At 37.9% G+C, this 20,144-nt stretch carries 21 protein-coding genes and 1 riboswitch; of the genes, 9 read left to right on the forward strand and 12 right to left on the reverse strand.

Translation table 11 applies throughout. The features are described 5' to 3' along the window. Nucleotides 1-44: 44 nt before the first annotated feature. Nucleotides 45-1,172 (forward strand): hypothetical protein, encoded by a 1,128-nt coding sequence (locus F960_RS15625; protein ID WP_004867324.1) that lies wholly within the window; start codon nt 45-47, stop codon nt 1,170-1,172. Nucleotides 1,173-1,225: 53 nt separating this feature from the next. Here the strand turns inward: F960_RS15625 and rplT are convergent, their stop codons facing one another. After that, complete coding sequence (gene rplT, locus F960_RS15630; protein WP_004867327.1) at nt 1,226-1,585, reverse strand: 50S ribosomal protein L20; 360 nt, start codon at nt 1,583-1,585, stop codon at nt 1,226-1,228. 11 nt (nt 1,586-1,596) lie between these two features. Next, the gene (rpmI, locus tag F960_RS15635; RefSeq protein WP_001096359.1) at nt 1,597-1,791 is read right to left on the reverse strand and encodes a 50S ribosomal protein L35; all 195 of its coding nucleotides are present in this window, start codon (nt 1,789-1,791) and stop codon (nt 1,597-1,599) included. A 257-nt stretch (nt 1,792-2,048) separates the two neighbouring features. Here rpmI and F960_RS15640 point away from each other — a divergent pair, with 257 nt between their 5' ends. From F960_RS15640 to F960_RS21605, 3 genes are all read left to right on the forward strand, one after another. Beyond that, nucleotides 2,049-3,308 carry an MFS transporter gene (locus tag F960_RS15640; RefSeq protein ID WP_004867329.1) on the forward strand — a complete coding sequence of 420 codons (1,260 nt, stop codon included), beginning with the start codon at nt 2,049-2,051 and terminating at the stop codon, nt 3,306-3,308. Nucleotides 3,309-3,473: 165 nt separating this feature from the next. Beyond that, nucleotides 3,474-4,229 (forward strand): energy transducer TonB, encoded by a 756-nt coding sequence (locus tag F960_RS15645; RefSeq protein ID WP_035373345.1) that lies wholly within the window; start codon nt 3,474-3,476, stop codon nt 4,227-4,229. 101 nt (nt 4,230-4,330) lie between these two features. Next, nucleotides 4,331-4,732 carry an energy transducer TonB family protein gene (locus F960_RS21605; RefSeq protein ID WP_004867333.1) on the forward strand — a complete coding sequence of 134 codons (402 nt, stop codon included), beginning with the start codon at nt 4,331-4,333 and terminating at the stop codon, nt 4,730-4,732. A gap of 99 nt (nt 4,733-4,831) precedes the next feature. On the opposite strand, the gene F960_RS15655 is transcribed toward F960_RS21605, so the two are convergent. From F960_RS15655 to F960_RS15700, 10 genes are all read right to left on the reverse strand, one after another. Continuing rightward, nucleotides 4,832-5,257 carry a YqaA family protein gene (locus F960_RS15655; RefSeq protein ID WP_004867335.1) on the reverse strand — a complete coding sequence of 142 codons (426 nt, stop codon included), beginning with the start codon at nt 5,255-5,257 and terminating at the stop codon, nt 4,832-4,834. Beyond that, nucleotides 5,257-5,682: a hypothetical protein gene (locus tag F960_RS15660; protein ID WP_154650775.1), complete on the reverse strand. Its 426-nt coding sequence runs from the start codon at nt 5,680-5,682 to the stop codon at nt 5,257-5,259. The genes F960_RS15655 and F960_RS15660 overlap by 1 nt, the downstream gene beginning before the upstream one ends. A 2-nt stretch (nt 5,683-5,684) precedes the next feature. After that, nucleotides 5,685-6,302, reverse strand: a complete 618-nt coding sequence (locus tag F960_RS15665; protein ID WP_004867339.1) for a glutathione S-transferase N-terminal domain-containing protein — start codon at nt 6,300-6,302, stop codon at nt 5,685-5,687. Nucleotides 6,303-6,602: 300 nt separating this feature from the next. Beyond that, complete coding sequence (locus F960_RS15670) at nt 6,603-7,088, reverse strand: DUF934 domain-containing protein (protein WP_004867342.1); 486 nt, start codon at nt 7,086-7,088, stop codon at nt 6,603-6,605. After that, nucleotides 7,081-8,724, reverse strand: a complete 1,644-nt coding sequence (locus F960_RS15675; protein WP_004867344.1) for a nitrite/sulfite reductase — start codon at nt 8,722-8,724, stop codon at nt 7,081-7,083. Before F960_RS15675 ends, F960_RS15670 begins: the two co-directional genes overlap by 8 nt. 308 nt (nt 8,725-9,032) lie before the next feature. Next, nucleotides 9,033-9,233, reverse strand: coding sequence for a hypothetical protein (locus F960_RS15680; RefSeq protein WP_004867346.1), 201 nt, complete (start codon nt 9,231-9,233; stop codon nt 9,033-9,035). Between the two features lie 165 nt (nt 9,234-9,398). Beyond that, complete coding sequence (locus tag F960_RS15685) at nt 9,399-9,944, reverse strand: GNAT family N-acetyltransferase (protein ID WP_004867348.1); 546 nt, start codon at nt 9,942-9,944, stop codon at nt 9,399-9,401. Between the two features lie 85 nt (nt 9,945-10,029). Further along, entirely contained in the window at nt 10,030-10,539 is a 510-nt protein-coding gene (locus F960_RS15690) for a DUF1543 domain-containing protein (protein ID WP_004867350.1), read from the reverse strand. A gap of 119 nt (nt 10,540-10,658) precedes the next feature. Next, nucleotides 10,659-11,870 (reverse strand): tryptophan synthase subunit beta, encoded by a 1,212-nt coding sequence (gene trpB, locus F960_RS15695; RefSeq protein ID WP_373855084.1) that lies wholly within the window; start codon nt 11,868-11,870, stop codon nt 10,659-10,661. A gap of 16 nt (nt 11,871-11,886) precedes the next feature. Further along, nucleotides 11,887-12,528: a phosphoribosylanthranilate isomerase gene (locus F960_RS15700; protein WP_004867354.1), complete on the reverse strand. Its 642-nt coding sequence runs from the start codon at nt 12,526-12,528 to the stop codon at nt 11,887-11,889. A 220-nt stretch (nt 12,529-12,748) separates the two neighbouring features. Next, a riboswitch (cobalamin riboswitch) is annotated at nt 12,749-12,911 on the forward strand. Nucleotides 12,912-12,956: 45 nt separating this feature from the next. On the opposite strand from F960_RS15700, the gene F960_RS15705 reads away from it, so the two are divergent. The 5 genes from F960_RS15705 (at nt 12,957) to F960_RS15725 (ending at nt 20,037) form a co-directional block, all read left to right on the forward strand. Then, the gene (locus F960_RS15705; RefSeq protein ID WP_020846752.1) at nt 12,957-14,819 is read left to right on the forward strand and encodes a TonB-dependent receptor plug domain-containing protein; all 1,863 of its coding nucleotides are present in this window, start codon (nt 12,957-12,959) and stop codon (nt 14,817-14,819) included. A gap of 102 nt (nt 14,820-14,921) precedes the next feature. Next, nucleotides 14,922-15,500: a cob(I)yrinic acid a,c-diamide adenosyltransferase gene (locus tag F960_RS15710; protein WP_004867360.1), complete on the forward strand. Its 579-nt coding sequence runs from the start codon at nt 14,922-14,924 to the stop codon at nt 15,498-15,500. 276 nt (nt 15,501-15,776) lie between these two features. Then, complete coding sequence (locus F960_RS15715) at nt 15,777-16,502, forward strand: glycerophosphodiester phosphodiesterase (RefSeq protein WP_004867364.1); 726 nt, start codon at nt 15,777-15,779, stop codon at nt 16,500-16,502. Nucleotides 16,503-16,921: 419 nt separating this feature from the next. Beyond that, complete coding sequence (locus F960_RS15720; protein ID WP_004867366.1) at nt 16,922-18,088, forward strand: acyl-CoA desaturase; 1,167 nt, start codon at nt 16,922-16,924, stop codon at nt 18,086-18,088. Between the two features lie 506 nt (nt 18,089-18,594). Further along, the gene (locus F960_RS15725; RefSeq protein ID WP_004867370.1) at nt 18,595-20,037 is read left to right on the forward strand and encodes a protein adenylyltransferase SelO; all 1,443 of its coding nucleotides are present in this window, start codon (nt 18,595-18,597) and stop codon (nt 20,035-20,037) included. Nucleotides 20,038-20,144 lie beyond the last annotated feature (107 nt).

A 20,144-nucleotide genomic window follows, 5' to 3' on the forward strand; every position in this document is an offset into this window, starting at 1 on the left:
ACGCTAGGATCATATGATAGTTTCAGATACACCACTTATAAAATATGAAAAATAATTATTGGCAATTTATTTTAGGTTTACAGCATAACGCACAGCGCTACTTCGAAAATCAAATTGCACTCTACGAGATCCAATATGATTGGAGTTCTGACTCAAATCAATTGTTCATGATCCGTGACTTTGAAACAAATGAATTGATTTATGACTCAGTGGGACAATTCATTGTTGATATGAGGGGACAACAAACCCAGCACTGCAAGCTCATTCCATTTCATCTGCTCTTCCCCAATTTTACAACGCATTTTAAACAATTTAATTTTGAATCAACGAACTATCCACTTGCAGTATTTCTAGAAAAAAATGAAAGCTTTGCTTTAGTAAATATACAAAATGAAATAGTCAGAGAATTAAAGACATCATGGGATCCACGCGAATTTAGTGGATTCACCTCAACTCAAACTTCTGATAAGTTTTATTTATTTACGCTCATCAAATTAGATCAAAAACAACAACAAGTTTTAGAGCAATTTATTAAACCGCAAAATTGGAAAGAAATTTATAAAAATATAAAAACCAAATACATAGAAAGTAGGTTTAATTTCAAACAAGATACTAGCTTCACGCTGGTAAATAATTTAGTTTCAAATGATGGCTATGATTCTAATTTTCTTAAAAATCCTAAAAATGAAACCAATTTAGCCTTTTCTTTGATCAATAAGTTAATAAGTCTGCAAGATATGATTGATACTGAAAAATACATGTCACGCGAATGTCGATATTCTTTTTCGACAATTATTGATCGTCATTATGATGAGATTTGTCTTTTCCAAAATCAACTTAATGATGAGCTGAGTACTTTAATTTCTCATACAGCTAATAACTATGAAAATGCGTATGTTGATCTGGATTTCAACTCTATTCCGCCTCCCCCATCAAATACGCACGCACTCGATCTTTCACAGAATGAGAACAACAATGAAAAAGATGATAATCACGATTCCGAAAAAACAACTTCTTTTCTAGAATCTACGACCTATCTGATTCTATTTATTATTATCTCTTTAGGATTATTGTATGGTGTCTTTTGGCTAGTCTCTAATTATGCATTTGCAAAATTTACATTTTTTGCAATCTTATGCATTATCGTCCTATCTGTTTGGGCTAGAAAATAAATTTCAACCATAAAAAAACCGCCTAAAAGGCGGTTTTCTTTGAATCTCTAAGCTTATGCAGCTAAAGCACCTTTAGCTTTTTCAGCTAAAGCAGCGAAAGCAACTGCATCATGCATAGCGATGTCAGCTAATACGCGACGGTCGATAATCACTTGAGCTTTTTTCAAGCCATCGATCATACGGCTGTATGACAAACCGTTTTGACGAGCACCAGCATTGATACGCGCAATCCATAGAGCACGGAATTGACGTTTCTTTTGACGGCGGTCACGGTAAGCATATTGACCAGCTTTGATTACGGCTTGGAACGCTACGCGATAAACACGTGAACGAGCACCATAGTAACCTTTAGCGCGAGCAAGGATTTTTTTGTGACGGCGATGAGCCTGTACACCACGTTTTACACGAGCCATTTATAATCTCCTTAGATGTATGGGCACATACGACGAACTGATGCAACGTCACTTACGTGAACCATTACACAACCGCGTAATTGACGGATACGCTTAGCAGATTTTTTGGTCAAGATGTGGCGTTTGAACGCTTGCTTGCGTTTGAAACCGTTAGCAGTCGCTTTGAAGCGTTTAGCTGCACCACGGCGAGTTTTTAATTTAGCCATAGCAACCTCTTTTAAGCACCTGTTTGGCACGTTTGCACTATTGCAAATCGACCGGCAGGTAAGGAAGGCGATATTCTACATGTTCTTTGTATAAAACGAAAGCGTTTTACGCATTTACTCGGGCAATTTAAAAATCTATTTTTAAATGAGAATAGGTCATTTATGAATGTTATTTCCGATATTAAAAATGATGATTTTGTGAACATATTGGCATTTTATCTTTATAATCATCACATCATGATAAAATTGGACCATCAATGAACCCTGCACAGGATGCTTTTGCAGCATTACGCTATCGGGATTTTTCAATTGTAACGATTAATCAATTTTGCCTCACCCTAGCGATTTTGATACAAGAAATTATTGTTGCTTTTTCTCTATATCAAATCACCAAAGATCCATTAACTTTGGGTTTGATTGGGCTTGCTGAAGCGATTCCTTTTATTGCCCTGTCACTTTGGGGTGGTTATTTTGCAGATAAATTTAACAAACAAGTCATTATGAAAATTTGTTTGTTTTTTTCATTTCCGCTTCCTCTGGTGCTTTGGTATCTTTTTTATAGCTTTGATCACGGCAACATCGGAATCGGTACCCTATCGTGGGGTATTTATGCTGTCATTTTTGGTCTCGGTACTATTCGTGGTTTTTATAATCCATCGGCGACCTCGCTCAAACCGTTTTTAATACCAAGAGAACTGTATGCCAATGGTGCAACATGGACCACTATCGGTTGGCAAAGTGGTGTCATTATCGGCCCTATGCTTGGTGGTTTTATGCTGGCAGGGCTTGGACGTGAAACCAGTTTACTTTTAGTTGCTGGTCTTTTATTTATCTGTTTTATCCTGATTAACCTCCTCAAAAATCGTTCATTCCCAGTACTGGAACAAAACAATTTATGGGATAGTTTAAGTGAAGGTTTCCGTTTTATTTGGAAAACTAAAATCGTCCTTTGGGCGATTTCCTTAGACCTTGTTTCAGTATTATTTGGTGGTGTGGTCGCGCTTTTACCGATCTTTGCAGCAGACATTTTAAAAGTGGGTCCTGAAGGTTTGGGCTATCTTCGTGCAGCCCCGTCTATCGGTGCACTGATCACCATGATTGCCTTAACCAAGTTTCCCCCTACCCATCATGCATGGCGTAACATGCTATTTGCGGTTGCTGGATTTGGGGTATTTACCATCGTTTTCGCATTTTCAAGCAATGTCTGGCTGTCGCTCTTTGCACTGGCGATGACAGGTGCCTGTGACAGTATTTCTGTCGTCGTGCGTCAAACTATTTTACAAGTCTATCCACCTGAAAATATGCGTGGTCGTGTCGCTGCGGTAAACGGAATGTTTGTGTCTAGCAGTAATGAATTGGGTGCATTTGAATCAGGGCTTGCAGCAAAATATCTCGGTACGATTACAGCAACACTATTTGGTGGCTGTATGACGATGGCCGTAGTCGCATTTTGTTGGTTCAAAACATCTGACTTATTTAAAGTCGATATTACCAAAGGTCACGAAGACCATCATTAACAAATCAACATGCCTTTCGCTGCATTTTTTATTGCGATCAAAGCATTTTCGATAAATACTAAGACAATTTTAAACTTTATGTAGAAATCATGAAGTTTAGAATTGTTTTATACATTTTTATTCATCCATAAAGTAGCATGTGTAAATGCTCATACGAATTGTCTTATGAAACGATCACTCTGCCTCGCTGTCATGATTTGCATGCCATTTTCGTCAAGTTTTGCAGCAAAACACGATAAAAGTTTGCAACTCGACATCCAAAAATCAGCTTCAGAATCTGCACATCTGACAACCCGTTTACAATGGACCAAATATCCACATCCAAATTATAAAACTTCCGACCTCCAAGATCAGGATCGTGTCGCAATCATTCGTGTCTATGCCGATCCTGCTGGCAAAATTACCCGTGCAGAAGTCAAAGAAACCACTGGCATTTCAAACCTAGACCAAAAATTGGTTGATGCTGTGATGCAAGCACGCGTCAAACCTTATGTAAAAAATGGTGAAGCCAAAGCAACCATTGGCTATCAAACATTTACTTTAAAATTGAGTGATGCAGAAGATCAACACGCTGCAAACAGTCAATGTACCTATCATTTTGATTCTAAAGTTTGGTTAAAACAACAAGATGATAAGTCTGTTCCTTTCCAATATGTAAATCAGCCTCAACTTTCTGTTCCACGTGAAGCTTTAAAATATGCTGATCGCACAGTCAAATTTAAGTTTAAAGTGAATAAAAACGGTGACATTTCTCATGTCAAAGTCACCAAACACTCTGGCGTCAATGAGATAGACCAACGTGTAGTGGAAGCTGTAGAACACAGTAAAGTTCAAGTAAAACGTACTTATAAAACACTGTGGATTTATAAGAAATCAACATTAAGCGATCAAATTAATTTTCCTGTGAATCAATGTCGTTAAAATAAAATACGATCTCGCTCAGACCTAACGTGTTTCTGAGCGATTTCAGCTTACAATCTAAAATACATCCGACTTCACTTTTGAACTGCGATATTTTAAATATGAAAAAAATTATTCTATTTACGACTTTACTCATTTTAAACCAAGCTGTTTTTGCTGAAAATACGCCTCAAAACTCAAACCCAAATCGACATACGCCTAAACAGCAACAACTTAAAGACATACAGTGGTTAAGACACCCTCAAGTAAGAATTACACAAGATGATCTCGAAAACCAAAATCGCTATATCAATTTACGCCTGAGTGTTGATGGATCAGGTAAAATAACAAATATCAGTATTTTAACAAGCACTCAACTTCCAGCTTTGGATAGAAAAGTAATCCGTGCAACACAGAAAGCCCTCTTTAAAGCAACAGGCTATCCCTTTGTTGTAGATCAAGATTTTAAGTTGGATTTAGCTTCAGATGATAATCCTCAAGAAAGTAGTGAAGAGGATCTATAGACTACCAATATTTGCCCATTTACAAGTCAAATACGGTTTTAGAAAAGCAAATCAAAGGCATCGGTTTTTAATGATCTGATCAATCGTCCTCAAACAATCTTAGATCACACCTAGATAGATCAGATACAGTACGATATAACGCCCTGCTTTAGCCAAAGTGACGATGAGTAAAAAACGCCAAAAGTTTTCTTTCATCAAACCTGCAATAAGTGTGATTGGATCACCGATCACAGGTGTCCAACTCAAAAATAATGACCAAAAACCGTATTTTTGATAAATATTTTCAGCTTTTTGCATCTTTTCTGCTGAAACAGGAAACCATTTTTTATCTTTAAATTGCTCTATTTTCAGCCCCAAATACCAGTTGACACAGGAACCGAGCACATTACCAATTGTTGCAACGACGATCAGGATCAAGGCTGAATGTTTCGCTTGTACCAACAAAGCGATCAAAACAGCTTCTGACTGAAGTGGCAATAAAGTTGCCGCGCCAAAAGCCGAAATAAATAGAAAAAAATAAGCCATTAAGTTCTGCTTTGGGATTTTGTGTTCAATTTATATAAAGTAAAAGAAATAATAAATGGGAAAATAAACAACAACCAAAACGAAAGAGGAGATTTTATCATTTTTTGCAGAATATTCAGTTTGATGACATTTCCATCTTGAGGATCAATATCGATATTTAAGTTTAACTCTAAATATTGCAGTACAACTAAATAGCTCACTGTGCCAAGTACGACAACAAAAGTATGCAATAAAGAATGCTGCCATTTCACTTGTGCGACCGCATATAAGCCTGAAAAGATGCAGCCGAACACGCCAAATAGCAAAAAAACCAATATTCCAACTTTGTCTATAGAATATTGGTTTTGCATCCATGCACATATGATCGCAGCAACTAAAAACAATCCTGCAGAAAGCATGAAGTGTTTTAACCAGTGCTGGATCACCATTATACCTTGATCGAAAGAGCTCTTTGCACAGCAGGACGTGCAGTCAAACGCTCAACATACTCTTTCACATAAGGATAATCTTCAAGTTGGATATTTTGCCATTCATGGCGTAAAACCCACGGTAAAATCGCCATATCCGCAATTGAATACTCACCTGCGACATATTTTTGACCAATCAATTGTTTATTGAGTACGCTATATAAGCGTTTTGTTTCATTGAGATAACGCTCAATTGCATAAGGAATTTTTTCAGGTGCATAACGTCCAAAGTGATGATTTTGACCTAGCATCGGACCAAAGCCACCCATCTGCCACATCAGCCATTGTTCAACTTCGACACGCTCTTGTTCATCTGTAGGATAGTAAAGCCCTGTTTTACGTCCTAAATACTGTAAAATTGCACCTGATTCAAAAACTGAAATCGGCTCATCTTTGGGACCATTTTGATCCACAATGGCAGGGATTTTATTGTTTGGCGAGATACGCAAAAAATCAGGTTGGAACTGGTCATTTTCCATAATATTGATTGGGAATATTTTATATTCCAAGCCCATTTCCTCTAAAGCAATCGTAATTTTATGACCATTGGGAGTACCCCAGTAATATAAGTCGATCATCTCTATTCCTGTCCAATTTTTGCTGTCTATTGTGTTTATTTGAAAAGCTTCATCATGTTTATAGCATGTTTTAGCAAATAACACAGCTGAGGATTTTTACAAATGATCCTTAAAACCCGGTTATCTATACTAAAAAATTTACATGATTATCATATTTGGAGAATATACGAAACTTTAGCTATTTATCCTTCATTAGAAAAATGAATGATAAGTTTCAATCACTTCACAAATTTTTATATAGAAATCTATGCATAAAAAAAGCTGGATCAAAATCCAGCTTTTAAACGAGTAAAATAAGTTTTACGCGCCTGTTTGATAATGTGCTTGCGGTACAGCAGTTGAAGCTTGATAAGGATTGACAAAGTCATTCAAACCAGCAGCAGCTTCATGGATATCTTTACCTTCTTTAATCACGAAAGTATCAAATCCAGAACGTTTTAAATAATTTAAAACATCTTTGAAAATATCGCCAACTGCACGAAGCTCGCCTTGGAATCCTTGACGGCGTAATAACGCTGCAAATGAATAGCCACGACCATCATTAAAACCAGCAAATTCGATAAAAATCGTATCCAATTGCTCAAGTGGAAATTGATGATCTTCTGGAGAATCATTCACCGTAACAAATAACGCTTTACGACCTGAAACTTCAGCAAGTTGATCAAGCTGAGCTGTAGTCAATACAACATCACCTTGTGGTAATACGCCATCTTCAGCGATCAACTGGTAAGTATTATCGATAATCGTGCCGTCTTTTTTCAGCACTTGTAGCGCGGTATTAAGCATAAGCACGCTCCTTAAATGGTTGAATACCCACACGACGATAAGTATCAATAAACTCTTCACCTTCACTACGGAGGTCAAGATAAGTATTTAAAATCTCATCGATCACATCAGGCATAGCTTCAGCTGCAAAAGATGGCCCTAAAATATCGCCAATAGATGCATCATGATCTGCATTACCACCTAAAGTGATTTGGTAAAATTCTGCACCTTTTTTATCTACACCTAAAATCCCGATATTACCGACATGGTGATGACCGCAGGCATTCATACAACCTGAGATGTTGAGATCAAGATGACCAAGATTGTAAATCGTGTCTAAGTCTTCAAAACGACGGCTGATCGCTTCCGAAATAGGAATAGATTTAGCATTCGCTAATGAACAGAAATCACCACCTGGGCAGCAGATAATATCGGTAATGAAACCAATATGCGCACGCGCCATGTTGTGCTGTTCAAGCGTTTGCCAAAGTTCAAACAAATCTTTTTGTGGAACATCAACCAATGCAATGTTTTGTTCATGCGTAGTACGAAGTTCACCAAATGTATATTGATCAGCAAGATCCGCAATCAAATTCATTTCTTCAAAAGTCACATCGCCCGGCGCAACACCAGCACGTTTAAGAGAAATCGTAACAACACGATAGCCTTTCACTTTATGTGCATTGGTATTGATATTGAACCATTGCTTGAATTTTGGATGTTCTGCAAACAACGCTTCCAAATCTTCGTCAGCATAATCTTGGTAAGTAAATGGCGTAAATACTTGGTCCATTTTCTGCAAAGTTTCTGCACTGATTTTGAGTGCATCTTTGGTGTGCAAAAATTCTGCTTCAACTTTTTCAGCGAAAACTTCTGGTGTTAATGCTTTCACCAAAATTTTGATACGCGCTTTATATTTGTTGTCACGACGACCGTGTAAGTTATAAACACGAAGGACTGCATCAAGATATGCAATCAAATCTTCACGTGGTAAAAACTCACGGATCACTTGACCGATAATTGGGGTACGACCTAAGCCACCGCCCACTTTGATTTTATAACCAATCTCACCAGCAGCATTTTTTACGATATAAACGCCGATGTCATGGAAAGAAGTTGCTGCACGATCAATTTCTTCAAGCGCAGATACTGCGATCTTGAACTTACGTGGCAAGAATGCAAATTCTGGATGGAATGTAGACCATTGACGGATCAACTCACACGTTGGACGTGGGTCAGCAATCTCACCCGCAATCACACCTGCATATTGGTCAGTTGTGGTATTACGAATACAGTTACCAGAGGTTTGGATCGCATGCATTTGTACTGTTGCAAGCTCAGCCAAAATATCAGGCACATTTTCAAGTGCAGGCCAGTTCAACTGGATATTTTGACGTGTTGAAACATGCGCATACCCACGGTCATAGGCTTTTGAAATTTCAGCCAACTTGCGCAGTTGCTTACTGTTCATCAAACCATAAGGTACGGCGATACGTAACATTGGTGCATAACGTTGTACGTATAGACCATTTTGTAGACGAAGCGGGCGATATTCATCTTCTGTGAGTTTACCCGCTAAATAGCGTTCCGTTTGATCACGGAATTGAGCAACACGTTCATTGACCAGTTGCTGATCGAAATCAGTATATAAATACATGGCGTACAGCTAGTAGATTCATTATAACGGCTGACAGAATAGCGAGAATTGTTCTATCAACAAAATGTATTTTTTACATATTTCATAGCGGTTTTATTGATAAGCGAATTCTATATATATGTTTTATTGATACATTTTGGGAAATAAACCCATTTATTTAGATATTGATTATATTTTCACTTACTTATCTATTTTTATGCTAAATAAAAAAGACATCTTAAAGATGCCTTTTTCGGGTTAAATGAATGAAATCAATTAAATCATTTTACTCATTCTTTGGAAAATATGTTGAATATCAATTTAGAGAATTATGATTGATCCTCATCCGATGCCGATTGTTCCTCTTCATGTTCTTGCAATTTATTTTCTGCAACTTTTGCAGCTTCATACCCTGCAAATGCACCCGCAGCTTTTTCTAAAAAACCTGCATCTGGATCAAGCTTATCGACACCTTGTTCAGCGATAACAGCACCAGCAATTTTGCCTAATTCATCCAATAAACCACTCATATTCTTTGCTCCAAAGAAGGATTAACTTAAGCTTTGAGTGTAGTCTGAGCAATTGTTAATCGTGCAGTATATGCGTGGTAGATTTAGACAAGTTTTATGAGTATTCAGCAATTTTATTTAGTAAATTATTCCAATTAAGATGGCTTTAATTTTTTAAGGCTCGCTTTAGTACCAATATCCCAACATATCTAGCACATCATCATTCCAATCAATTTCCCCTATTTTTTTATACATCAAACCTTGACCACTTTGCTCTATTTTTATCCCATAATTGATATGTTGATCTATCGCTAACCATTTTATATTTTGTGAAAATTTAACTTGATAATATCCAAATTTTTCATAAAATTTAGGTGTTTGGGTACACAGCAAAATGAAATCAATATTTATTTTATTTTTTTCAACCAGTTGATCTAGCTCCAAGAGTAATCGCCTTGCCCAGCCTAGACCTTGATAATCATTTAATATAGCAATATCTATCACCCCTAAAACTCTTATCGCAATCTGACCAAGAGTCATCACTCTATAATCCAAAGCAAGTTGCCCGATAATCTTCTCCTCTTCCTTCAATAACAGTCGATAATGGGGGCGTTGCTTAAAATAAGTCCGCCCCTGAAAATCGTCTTCAGGAAAACAATTTTTAAGTAATCCTGCGATTTGATACTGTTCACTTTGACTGAGTTGAAACTCTGCAACAAGATCGATTTTCATCTTTGTAAATTCTTATTTTCAAAATTAAATTTTGTAATACTATATTTACATCTATATGAAAAAACTCTTTAGTTATAGATCCTTTTTAAATTTGCAGATAGGTATTTTCCCAGATATTTTCTGCAAAATCACCTTCGACCAACTGTACAAAATGTCCATAAACTTGATCCACAGCGATACAGTCATCCACTTCTAAAACACGGTCTGTATGCGCCTTGTACCAACCTTGCGCATAAAACTGCTTACCTTTTTCCTTAGCAACCATTTCATTTTGCGCAACCACCAATACATAACGATGTAGCTCACCAAATTCTTTAGGGTCATAACCACCGAGATTAATTAAATAAAGCTTTTGCTCTGATGGATTCGGCATAGCCTCAGTAAAATGCAATTGATATTTTTTAGCTTCAAACTCAACACCCTGAATCTGTGCCCACGCATCAATATGCAAACCTTTTTGCTCAGCAAACCAAGCCTGTTTAAGCTGTGGATAGACCTCCTCCAAGCTATTTCCGACTGCCAGTACGACATCGTGAACTTCAGTATTGGCTTTGGCATGACGACCACCAAGCATGACAACGAAAAGACTAGGCATAAGGAAACTCTATTTGAAAATCTAAGCATTAAAAAAGGAAGCTACTTTATTTATAACTTCCCTTGCCCCTCCTTCTAAAAGGAGGGAGATATTTTGGAATATTTCAAATCAAAAATGATTTACATATCCACCATTTCTACACCGTCAATACGCGCGACGGTCATCAAATCTTTATCACCACGACCAGAAACAGTCGCAATAATAATCTGATCTTTAGACATGGTTGGTGCAAGCTTGGTGACGTATGCCATCGCATGTGAACTTTCTAAAGCAGGAATAATACCTTCGATATGAGTTAAATCACGGAAGCCTTGCAGCGCTTCAGTATCATTAATAGGTACATATTCAACACGATGCATATCTTTTAGGAAGCTATGTTCAGGACCAACACCCGGATAGTCTAAACCAGCAGAAATTGAATGTGTTTCGATGATCTGACCTTGTTCATCTGACATCAAATAAGTACGGTTACCGTGCAATACACCGACATGACCTGCATTTAATGGTGCAGAATGTTTACCTGTTTCAATGCCATAACCTGCTGCTTCAACGCCATAGATTTTGACATCTTGATCATTTAAGAATGGATAAAACAAGCCCATTGCATTTGAACCGCCACCCACGCAAGCAACCAATGCATCAGGTAAACGCCCTGCTTGCTCTAAAATTTGTTTACGTGCTTCACGACCAATAATCGATTGGAAATCACGAACCAATTGCGGATACGGATGTGGACCTGCCACTGTACCAATCACATAATAGGTACTATCAACATTGGTGACCCAGTCTCGCATTGCTTCATTCAATGCATCTTTCAGCGTTTTTGAACCACTTTCTACAGGAACAACTTTTGCACCCAATAAACGCATACGATAAACGTTCATGGCTTGACGTTTTACGTCTTCTGCGCCCATGTAGACCACACATTCCATACCCAAACGTGCTGCAATGGTTGCTGTCGCTACACCATGTTGACCTGCGCCAGTTTCTGCGATGATCCGTTTTTTACCAGAAAGTTTTGCCAGTAAAGCCTGACCAATAGTGTTGTTGACCTTGTGCGAACCTGTATGGTTTAAGTCTTCACGTTTTAAATAAATCTGTGCACCACCCAACTCACGTGACCAACGTTCAGCATGATAAAGTGGGCTTGGACGACCCACATAATAAGCAAGATCACGATCAAATTCGGCAAGAAAATCTTGATCCGTTTTCATACGGTTATATAAATTCTCTAGATCTTCAAGCGCAGCCATCAACGTTTCAGAAACAAAACGACCACCATGAATCCCAAAATGTCCTTTTTCATCTGGATACTGGGTATAGTCAATCATTTGACCTTTTTGATTATCATTTTGCTGATCCACGTTGGACTCCTTGCATAAATTGTTCAATGAGTTGTTGGTCTTTTATACCTTTTGCGGATTCGACTCCGCCACTAACGTCCACAGCATAGGCTTCTGTTGTGTGTATCGCTTGTTCTATATTTTCAGGTTTTAAACCACCTGCCAAAATGATTGGAATATCCAATTTTGGAAATTTTTCCCAGTCAAATTGGTGACCTGTACCACCTTTAAGTTCAGGATGCCATGCATCCAGTAGAATAGCACTTGCACCTGCCTGTTGATATTGCGAAATCGCTTCAATTAAATCCAAATCAGGTTTGACCTGAATGGCTTTATACCAACGACGATGCGTTACTGCTGCAATGTGCTGGCACTGCAAAGGCGTTTCATCACCATGTAACTGTAAAATATCTAATGGAACTGCTTGCAAAACTGCGGATATTTCGTCGGCTGTCGCATTGACAAATAAACCAACGATACTGACATAAGGCGGAATTTTTTTAACCAACGTCTGCGCTGTGGCAATATCTACATAGCGTGGACTTGGTTCAAAAAATACCAGACCGATCGCATCAGCACCTGCTTGTATAGCAGCATCTATATCTTGAGGTCGTGTAATTCCACAAATTTTGGCACGAGTTCGCATATTTTAAAGCTCAAATCTCGGCTTGGATCAAGCCATTTCTATCTATTTAAGGTCAAGCATTGTAATGCAAGTTGATATGATTTGCCGAGATTTTCAGAAATTTTGCACAATATGAAAAAGTGTTTTAGTTTCTATTTATCTAAAAAGACTGTAACAATCCCACAATAATATTGTTTATAAATTTTACAAACTTTATACTGCGCCCAAATACAGCAAGTTCGGGAAACTGGTGAAAATCCAGCACTGCCCCCGCAACGGTCATAATGAAACATCATTCTGTTCAACCTCGATATCTTGACCAATCTGAGGATGAAATCCACTGCATCATTGATGTGGGAAGGTGGAATGGCGAATCAAAGATTCTATATTTAAGTCCGGATACCAACTTGTTGTGCCCACTCACTCAATCATTCACGTGGGGTGAATGTATGGAGCAAAACATGTCTATAAAATCTCAACCTACTCGTTTAGTAGGTGCTATTGCGCTTGCAATGGGTCTATCTTCAACTGCTTTTGCAGATGACCAAGCTACACAAGATCAAGCAGTTTTATTATCTCCATTGGTCGTAACCGCTTCTCGCTCTGAAGAAAAGATCGAAGATGTTCCAATGCGTATATCTGTTATAGATGAAAAGACAATTCAACAAAATCCATTATTAAACGTTTCAGATATTATCCAGCGAGACTCTGCTGTATATATCAAACAAAGTGGTGGTTTAGGTCAAATTTCTGACATTGGACTACGTGGTACTAAATCAGTCCATACATTAGTCCTTAAAGATGGCGCTCGTCTAAACAGTCAAAACGACCTTGGACCACTTTATCCTGCATTTTTAGATACAACAGATGTTCAGCAAATTGAAATTTTAAAAGGACCAGCTTCAGTACAATATGGTAGTGATGCCATTGGTGGCGTCATTCAACTTATTTCAAAAAAACCTGAAAAGTCTGGCGCGCAATTAACTGGAATTTATGGTGAAAATAACACTTATAAAGCGATCGTAAATGCTGATTTAGTGACAGATCAAGGCTTCTATGCACAAGTTGGCGGACAGCGTTTAGAAAGCGATGGTACTCGTATTTTTGAAAGCCAATCAGAAAGTGATAAAGCAGGCTATGACCAAAAAGGTTATCACGCAAAAGCAGGTTATTATCAAGAAAATGTTGTAGATGCCTCTGCTTCAATTAGCGAAAATAAAGGTACTAACGTTTTCAGTAACGATTATATTAATAACACCGCACAGCGACAATTTGAAAATCGCGTGATTAATGCAAAAGTTGCTTACAATATCTTGCCTAATTTGATCTTAAATGCACATTATGCCAATGTTCAAGACAAGCAGAACGTACCAGTTTTTGGCTCATATTATAATACTGAAAATAATCAAGGCGATCTCAGCCTAAAATGGCAATTTACACCGCACCAAAATATTTTAGCGGGTGTAACTTATAACGATGCAAACTATAAAAGTAATACCATTGTAAACAACAATCAAAGTGTCGATAGTACTGGCTACTATTTACAGCACCAATTCAAAAATGAACTATTTGATACTCAAGTCGGTGTTCGTTTAGAAGACAATGAGCGCTTTGGTACGCATACAGTTGGACAAGGTGCTATTCGTTATCACTTTTTACCAAATGCAAGTGTCTATGCCAATATTGGTAGTGCATTCAGAGCACCAACTTTAAACGAACTTTATACTCAATGGGGTGGCAATGAAAATCTCTCCCCTGAAAAAAGTACGTCTTACGAAATTGGTGCTGATTACGATATAACACCAAATATTAGTACTAACCTTTCTGTCTACCACACTCAAATTAAAAATCTTATTGCTTATAGCTCTCCAGCAGGCAATATCAATATCGATAAAGCTAAATTCACTGGTGGTGAAGCTGGCGTAAAATGGCATCAAGATGACCTTTTCTTATCTGCTGAATACGCTTATGTAAAAACAGAAAATGAAAAAAATGACAAAGAAATTGTTTATCGACCTAAACAAACATTGACTTTGAGTACTGGTTTAGAAAATGCTACATATGGAATTAGTGCATCGTTAATCGCAAGAGCAAAATCTTATGCAGATTCAAATAACCTGAACCGCGTTCCAGGTTATGCGACAGTGGACTTAAATGCTTACTGGAATCTTAACCCAAATGTTAAAATTTTCACCAATATTCAAAATGTAGGTGATGTTCAGTACCGTGAAGTATTAAATACATACCCTAGTACTGATTGGTATGTTAATGGGGGCCGTTTTGCCTCAGTGGGCATAACGCTTAAATACTAAGTCACCGAAACCTAGTTAAAATCATTTTAGGATAATGTCATATTTATGGCATTATCCTTTTTATTGCCTAATATTTTTTAAGCGTTTGAGCAAGGAGCCAATATGGGACATCGTTTAAGTAAAATTTATACACGTACAGGCGATGCTGGTACGACTGGACTTGGCGATGGAACACGTGTAGCCAAAGATGATTTACGAATCCATGCCCTCGGTGATGTCGATGAACTCAATGCCATCATCGGTGTGCTTCGTTCTCAAATCACAGCCAGCCAAATCACAGATAAAGCCGCATGGGATAAAAGCTTGAGCTTGATCCAACATTGGCTATTTGATTTGGGCGGGGAAGTTTGCATTCCAAATTACAACCTCCTACAGCCTATCAGTGTCGAATATCTGGAAAAAGAAATCGATCGCATGAATGAAGATTTGCCTATGCTCAAAGATTTTATCTTGCCTGCTGGTAGTCTTGCATGTAGCTATGCGCACCAAGCCCGTGCGGTTTGTCGTCGTGCGGAGCGTAGTTTGATGACAGTACAAAGCCGTGATCAAAATATCCAAGCGACTGCACTTCAGTTATTAAATCGCCTATCTGACTGGTTATTTGTTGCATCGCGTACCTTACAAAGAGCTGAAGGTGGCAGCGAAGTCCTTTGGCAAAAAAATATTAACGAAACGATTTAAAACATCGCCCTCTTCTTCAAAGAGGAAAATGATCAAATCCCTTTCGCCTCCCTTTACAAAAGGGAGGCGATATACAGATTGAAATTTATCTGCCCAAATCAATCCAAATCAGAATAAAAAGACTCGAATGGATGAGAAGCGAATGTCTTAAAAATAAATGAGTTCCAAAATGCTTTAGCAAAACTGACTACAAACAAATCACAAGCAATAAACAAATTTAAATCGGATATTTGTTCTAAAATAACAATACTCATCGAATTGATAGAAGAGAACAATATGCTCATCATTGGTCACCGAGGTGCTCGCGGAGAAGCGCCCGAAAATACTTTGGGTGGATTTCAATACATTCATGATCTCGGTATTCGCGCTGTCGAATTTGACGTTCGCCTGCTCAAAGATCAAGAACTGATCATCATGCACGATGACAACTTTATTCGCACAACAGGAATCGACCAAAATATCTATCAGTGTGCAAGTAATGAGCTAGATGCTTATAACCAAGCTGCAATTTGGATGGATTGGAAACACATCGAAATGACACCAAAATTAAGCCAAGCATTAAAAATTATGCAAGACTTTCAACATTTAGAAGTCGAAGTTAAAGCGGTCAAAACCGAACAAGATGCCGAAGCTTTAACAACTGTGCTTGAAAAAGCATTAAAAGGCTTTGAGGAAAATGCGGTCATCACCAGTTTTGACCTCAAAATCCACCAAGCCTTGCAAAAACAGCAATCAAAGTTTAAACGTGGTCTTTTGATCGAAGATGATATTGGCTTGAAAAGCATAGACCAAGCTTTGGCCTTAGAGTGCTGTCAGATTGGCTGGATGAATCAACTTGCAAGCGATGAAATGATCCATGCAACTCAAAAAGCAGGATTAAATCTAAGTGTTTGGACGGTCAATGATGTTGAGCGAGCTAAACATTTAAGAGAACTTGGTGTGCAAGGCTTGATTACTGATTTTCCTAAAATGATGCAAAAAGAATTGCAACAGATTCAATGAAATTTTGTCTGAATGATGTCTATAGACTAAAGATATTCAACGGTTTAAGTCGTTGTTTTCTTTGTCTTGTCATATCTAAGACTTAAAATGACTTGGAAAATACATTTGGCGAAGCTGCATAATCAAATGTTATTTTTAAAATGAGTTTATAATTGTTTGAAAATGATCATTTTTTCCAGTACAAAAAATCAATCCATTTTCAACTATCGTTTCTCTATACCATGCCCGCTTTGATTGACGATAAAATCAATAAAAAGCCTGTTTAAAACTGTTACTGTTTATACAATACAACTGTAAAATAATACTAGTGAATAAATGTTCACACATGCTAATATCTGCCTAAGTATAGCCTAAAAAGACACTGAGCTATGCTTTCGTTATCCACCTTATTTTAAAGGTTTTTAGGAGTGCTGTTGGAGATGAATCCTCCCTTGCCCAAGGCCCCAATTAACTGGATCGGTGTATTTGCATTGGTCTTTTTGCCAATCGTTGCAATCATTGCTCTTCCCCTTTACGCATGGCATCACGATTTTAGTGCTGCTGCTTGGATCAGTTTATTTGTCTTACTTGGCTTTAGTAGCTTAGGTATTACAGCGGGTTACCACCGTTTATGGGCGCATCGTGCTTATGAAGCAACGTTGCCACTGAAAATAATTTTAATGATTATGGGGACATTTGCAGTTCAGAACAGTGTACTTTTCTGGGCTTCTGGTCATCGTACCCATCACCGCCATGTTGATGATGTCGATCAAGATCCGTATTCAATCAATAACGGTTTTTGGTATGCACATATTGGTTGGATGTTACGTGACTATCCAGCAGCTGAACCAAACTATAAAAATGCACCGGACCTGCTCAATGACAAATTGGTCATGTTCCAGCATAAATACTACATCCCATTGGTAGTGATCGTGCATGTCGCGATTTTATTACCGATCGGTTGGGCCGTTGGTGATATGTGGGGTGTCTTGCTTTTAGGTGGTTTACTGCGCCTAATCTTCAGTCACCATGTTACATTCTTCATCAACTCTTTATGTCATATGTGGGGCAAACGGCCTTATACAGATGAAAATACTGCACGTGATAACTTCGTACTTGCAATCGCAACTTGGGGCGAGGGTTATCACAATTATCACCATATTTTCCAATACGACTATCGTAATGGCGTGAAATGGTGGCAGTACGACCCTACAAAATGGTTGATTTGGAGCTGTTCAAAGCTTGGTTTGGCAAAAAATTTGCGTCGTATTCCAAGTTTCAATATCAAAAAAGCTGAACTTGCAATGCGCTTCAAATATGCTGAACAAGACTTGGCTGTTTATGGTCATGATGTAAATGCTGATATTGCTGCAATGAAACAGAAAGTTGCGCAAGAGTATGAGGCATTTACCAACACTCTAAATGACTGGGCAAAACTCAAAGAGCAAGAGCTTCAAGCGAAAAAAGCGTCTGTAGCTGAGAAATTACATTTAAAAGATGTCAAACTTAAAGTGGATTTCCAACTTGCAGAACAAAAATTGGCTTACCATCGTGAACGTTTAGAAACATTGATGCGTAATATCAAAAAGAATGTTGTTTCAGATTAATCACTGATATATCGTCAAAAGCTCCTTTTTAGGGGCTTTTGTTTTATTAGGGTTTAAGGAAAATCCAAATGGATATAAAGAATAGGTTTCTTTTTTATAGCATTTATCGCCCTATTTAAATTTTCAAAATCATAATCCCAATACAATCCACGTTAAGGCAGGATACCGTTTGTCGGGCAAGGGTTACAAGGATGTAGCCCATTTGTCCGACGATGGTTTTGCCTACTTTTGCCAAAACAAAAGTAGGGTCAAATTATCTATGCGAAGGCTAAAAATTATAAGTATAAAACCATAGATATAAAATAAAGCTGTAGAAATAGCCAAATAAAAAGATTTTAGAACTTAAATAAAATACGAAAAATACCTCTAGATAAAAGCGAATGATCATCAATTAAAACAATATAATGTCATGATGCAAACTGTTTATAGTTGACTAATTTTGTAGGGTATCGAATCCCCTGCATAACTTTGTTATAGTGAGATCAAAGTCACTGCCCTGTTCTGCCATGCAATTTAATACACGCTATTCATTACTCGACTCAAAGCTTTTCCATCAACAAATGCCTGCCCCGCTGATTGGTGCAAAAGCAGGACATTTCAATGCCGCTTTGGCAGATGAACTCGGCTGGTCAGAAGCCGATAAAGCAGACTGGGTACAAATTTGTAGTGGTCAAAAAACCTTTGCCGAATTTCCTCCTCTAGCAATGGTCTATGCAGGACATCAATTTGGACAATGGGCGGGACAACTCGGTGATGGACGTGGATTATTACTTGCCCAAATCATCGATCAACATGGCAAAACGATTGATCTACATTTAAAAGGTGCTGGTAAAACCCCTTATTCTCGTATGGGTGATGGACGAGCTGTATTACGTTCAGTGATCCGTGAATATTTGGCAGGTCATGCTCTAAATGCTTTGGGTGTACCTTCAAGCAATGTTGTTGGGTTTACAACATCAACTCAACCGATTCAACGAGAAAAAATAGAACATGGCGCAATGATGTTACGCAGTTCAGACTGCCATATTCGTCTTGGACATTTTGAATGGATCAATCAATATGCCCCTAAATTGCTCCCTGAATTTACCCAAAAATGTATCGAATGGCATTATCCAGAATGTCTTGAGCATGAACAGCCCATTTTAGCTTTCGCCACTAAAGTCATTCAAAATACCGCAATTATGATCGCAAAATGGCAACTGGTCGGTTTTGCTCATGGTGTGATGAACACGGATAATCTGAATATTACAGGCTCAACTCTGGACTTTGGTCCTTATGGTTTTATGGAGCGCTTTCGTCCGAACTGGATCAACAACCATTCTGATCATAGTGGTCGTTATACATATCAACAACAACCGAGTGTGGCACATTGGAATCTCTGGGTTTGGTTAAATAATCTCATTCCGCTAGCAAAAGCTGAAGAAAAGGATATTTTCAAAGAACAACTGGCTCAGTGCTTGGAGCATTTTGAACCCACATTCCTAGAACATTATCAACATGGCTTATCCCAAAAAATGGGCTTGCCTCATTTTCACAAAGATAGTTTTGATTGTGCGATGCTATTTTTACGAATTTTACAAAGTGAACAGCTCGATTACACCCAAAGTTTCTTGCGTCTGCAAAATAAGCAATATACCGAGCTAAAAGATGATTGCTTAGATCCTCGTCAATTTGATGATTTTTTAACGCAATATGAAAATATCCGCATGCATCAAGATACCGAACAACTTGATCTGGATATGAAAACAGCAAATCCTGTTTATATTTTACGAAACTACATGGCACAAAAAGCCATCGAACTGGCTGAAAATGATGATTTTTCCGAAGTTGAGCGTTTATTTAATTTATTAAAACAACCATTTAGCAAACAAAGTGACTTAGAAAAAGCAGAAGATCTCGCACCTTTGGCATCAGATCAACCTGAAGTTATGGTCAGTTGCTCATCTTAAAATGGCTGATATAAATTAATCACAGTTACCCACAATTTCTGTGGATAAACTTGTGTTTATCCACAGGATAAAAAGCTGTGTGTAAATCAGCATTGCAATTTGCACAA

Origin of the sequence: Acinetobacter gerneri DSM 14967 = CIP 107464 = MTCC 9824 (genome assembly GCF_000368565.1) — a bacterium.
In the GTDB taxonomy this organism is placed as follows: Bacteria; Pseudomonadota; Gammaproteobacteria; order Pseudomonadales; family Moraxellaceae; genus Acinetobacter; species Acinetobacter gerneri.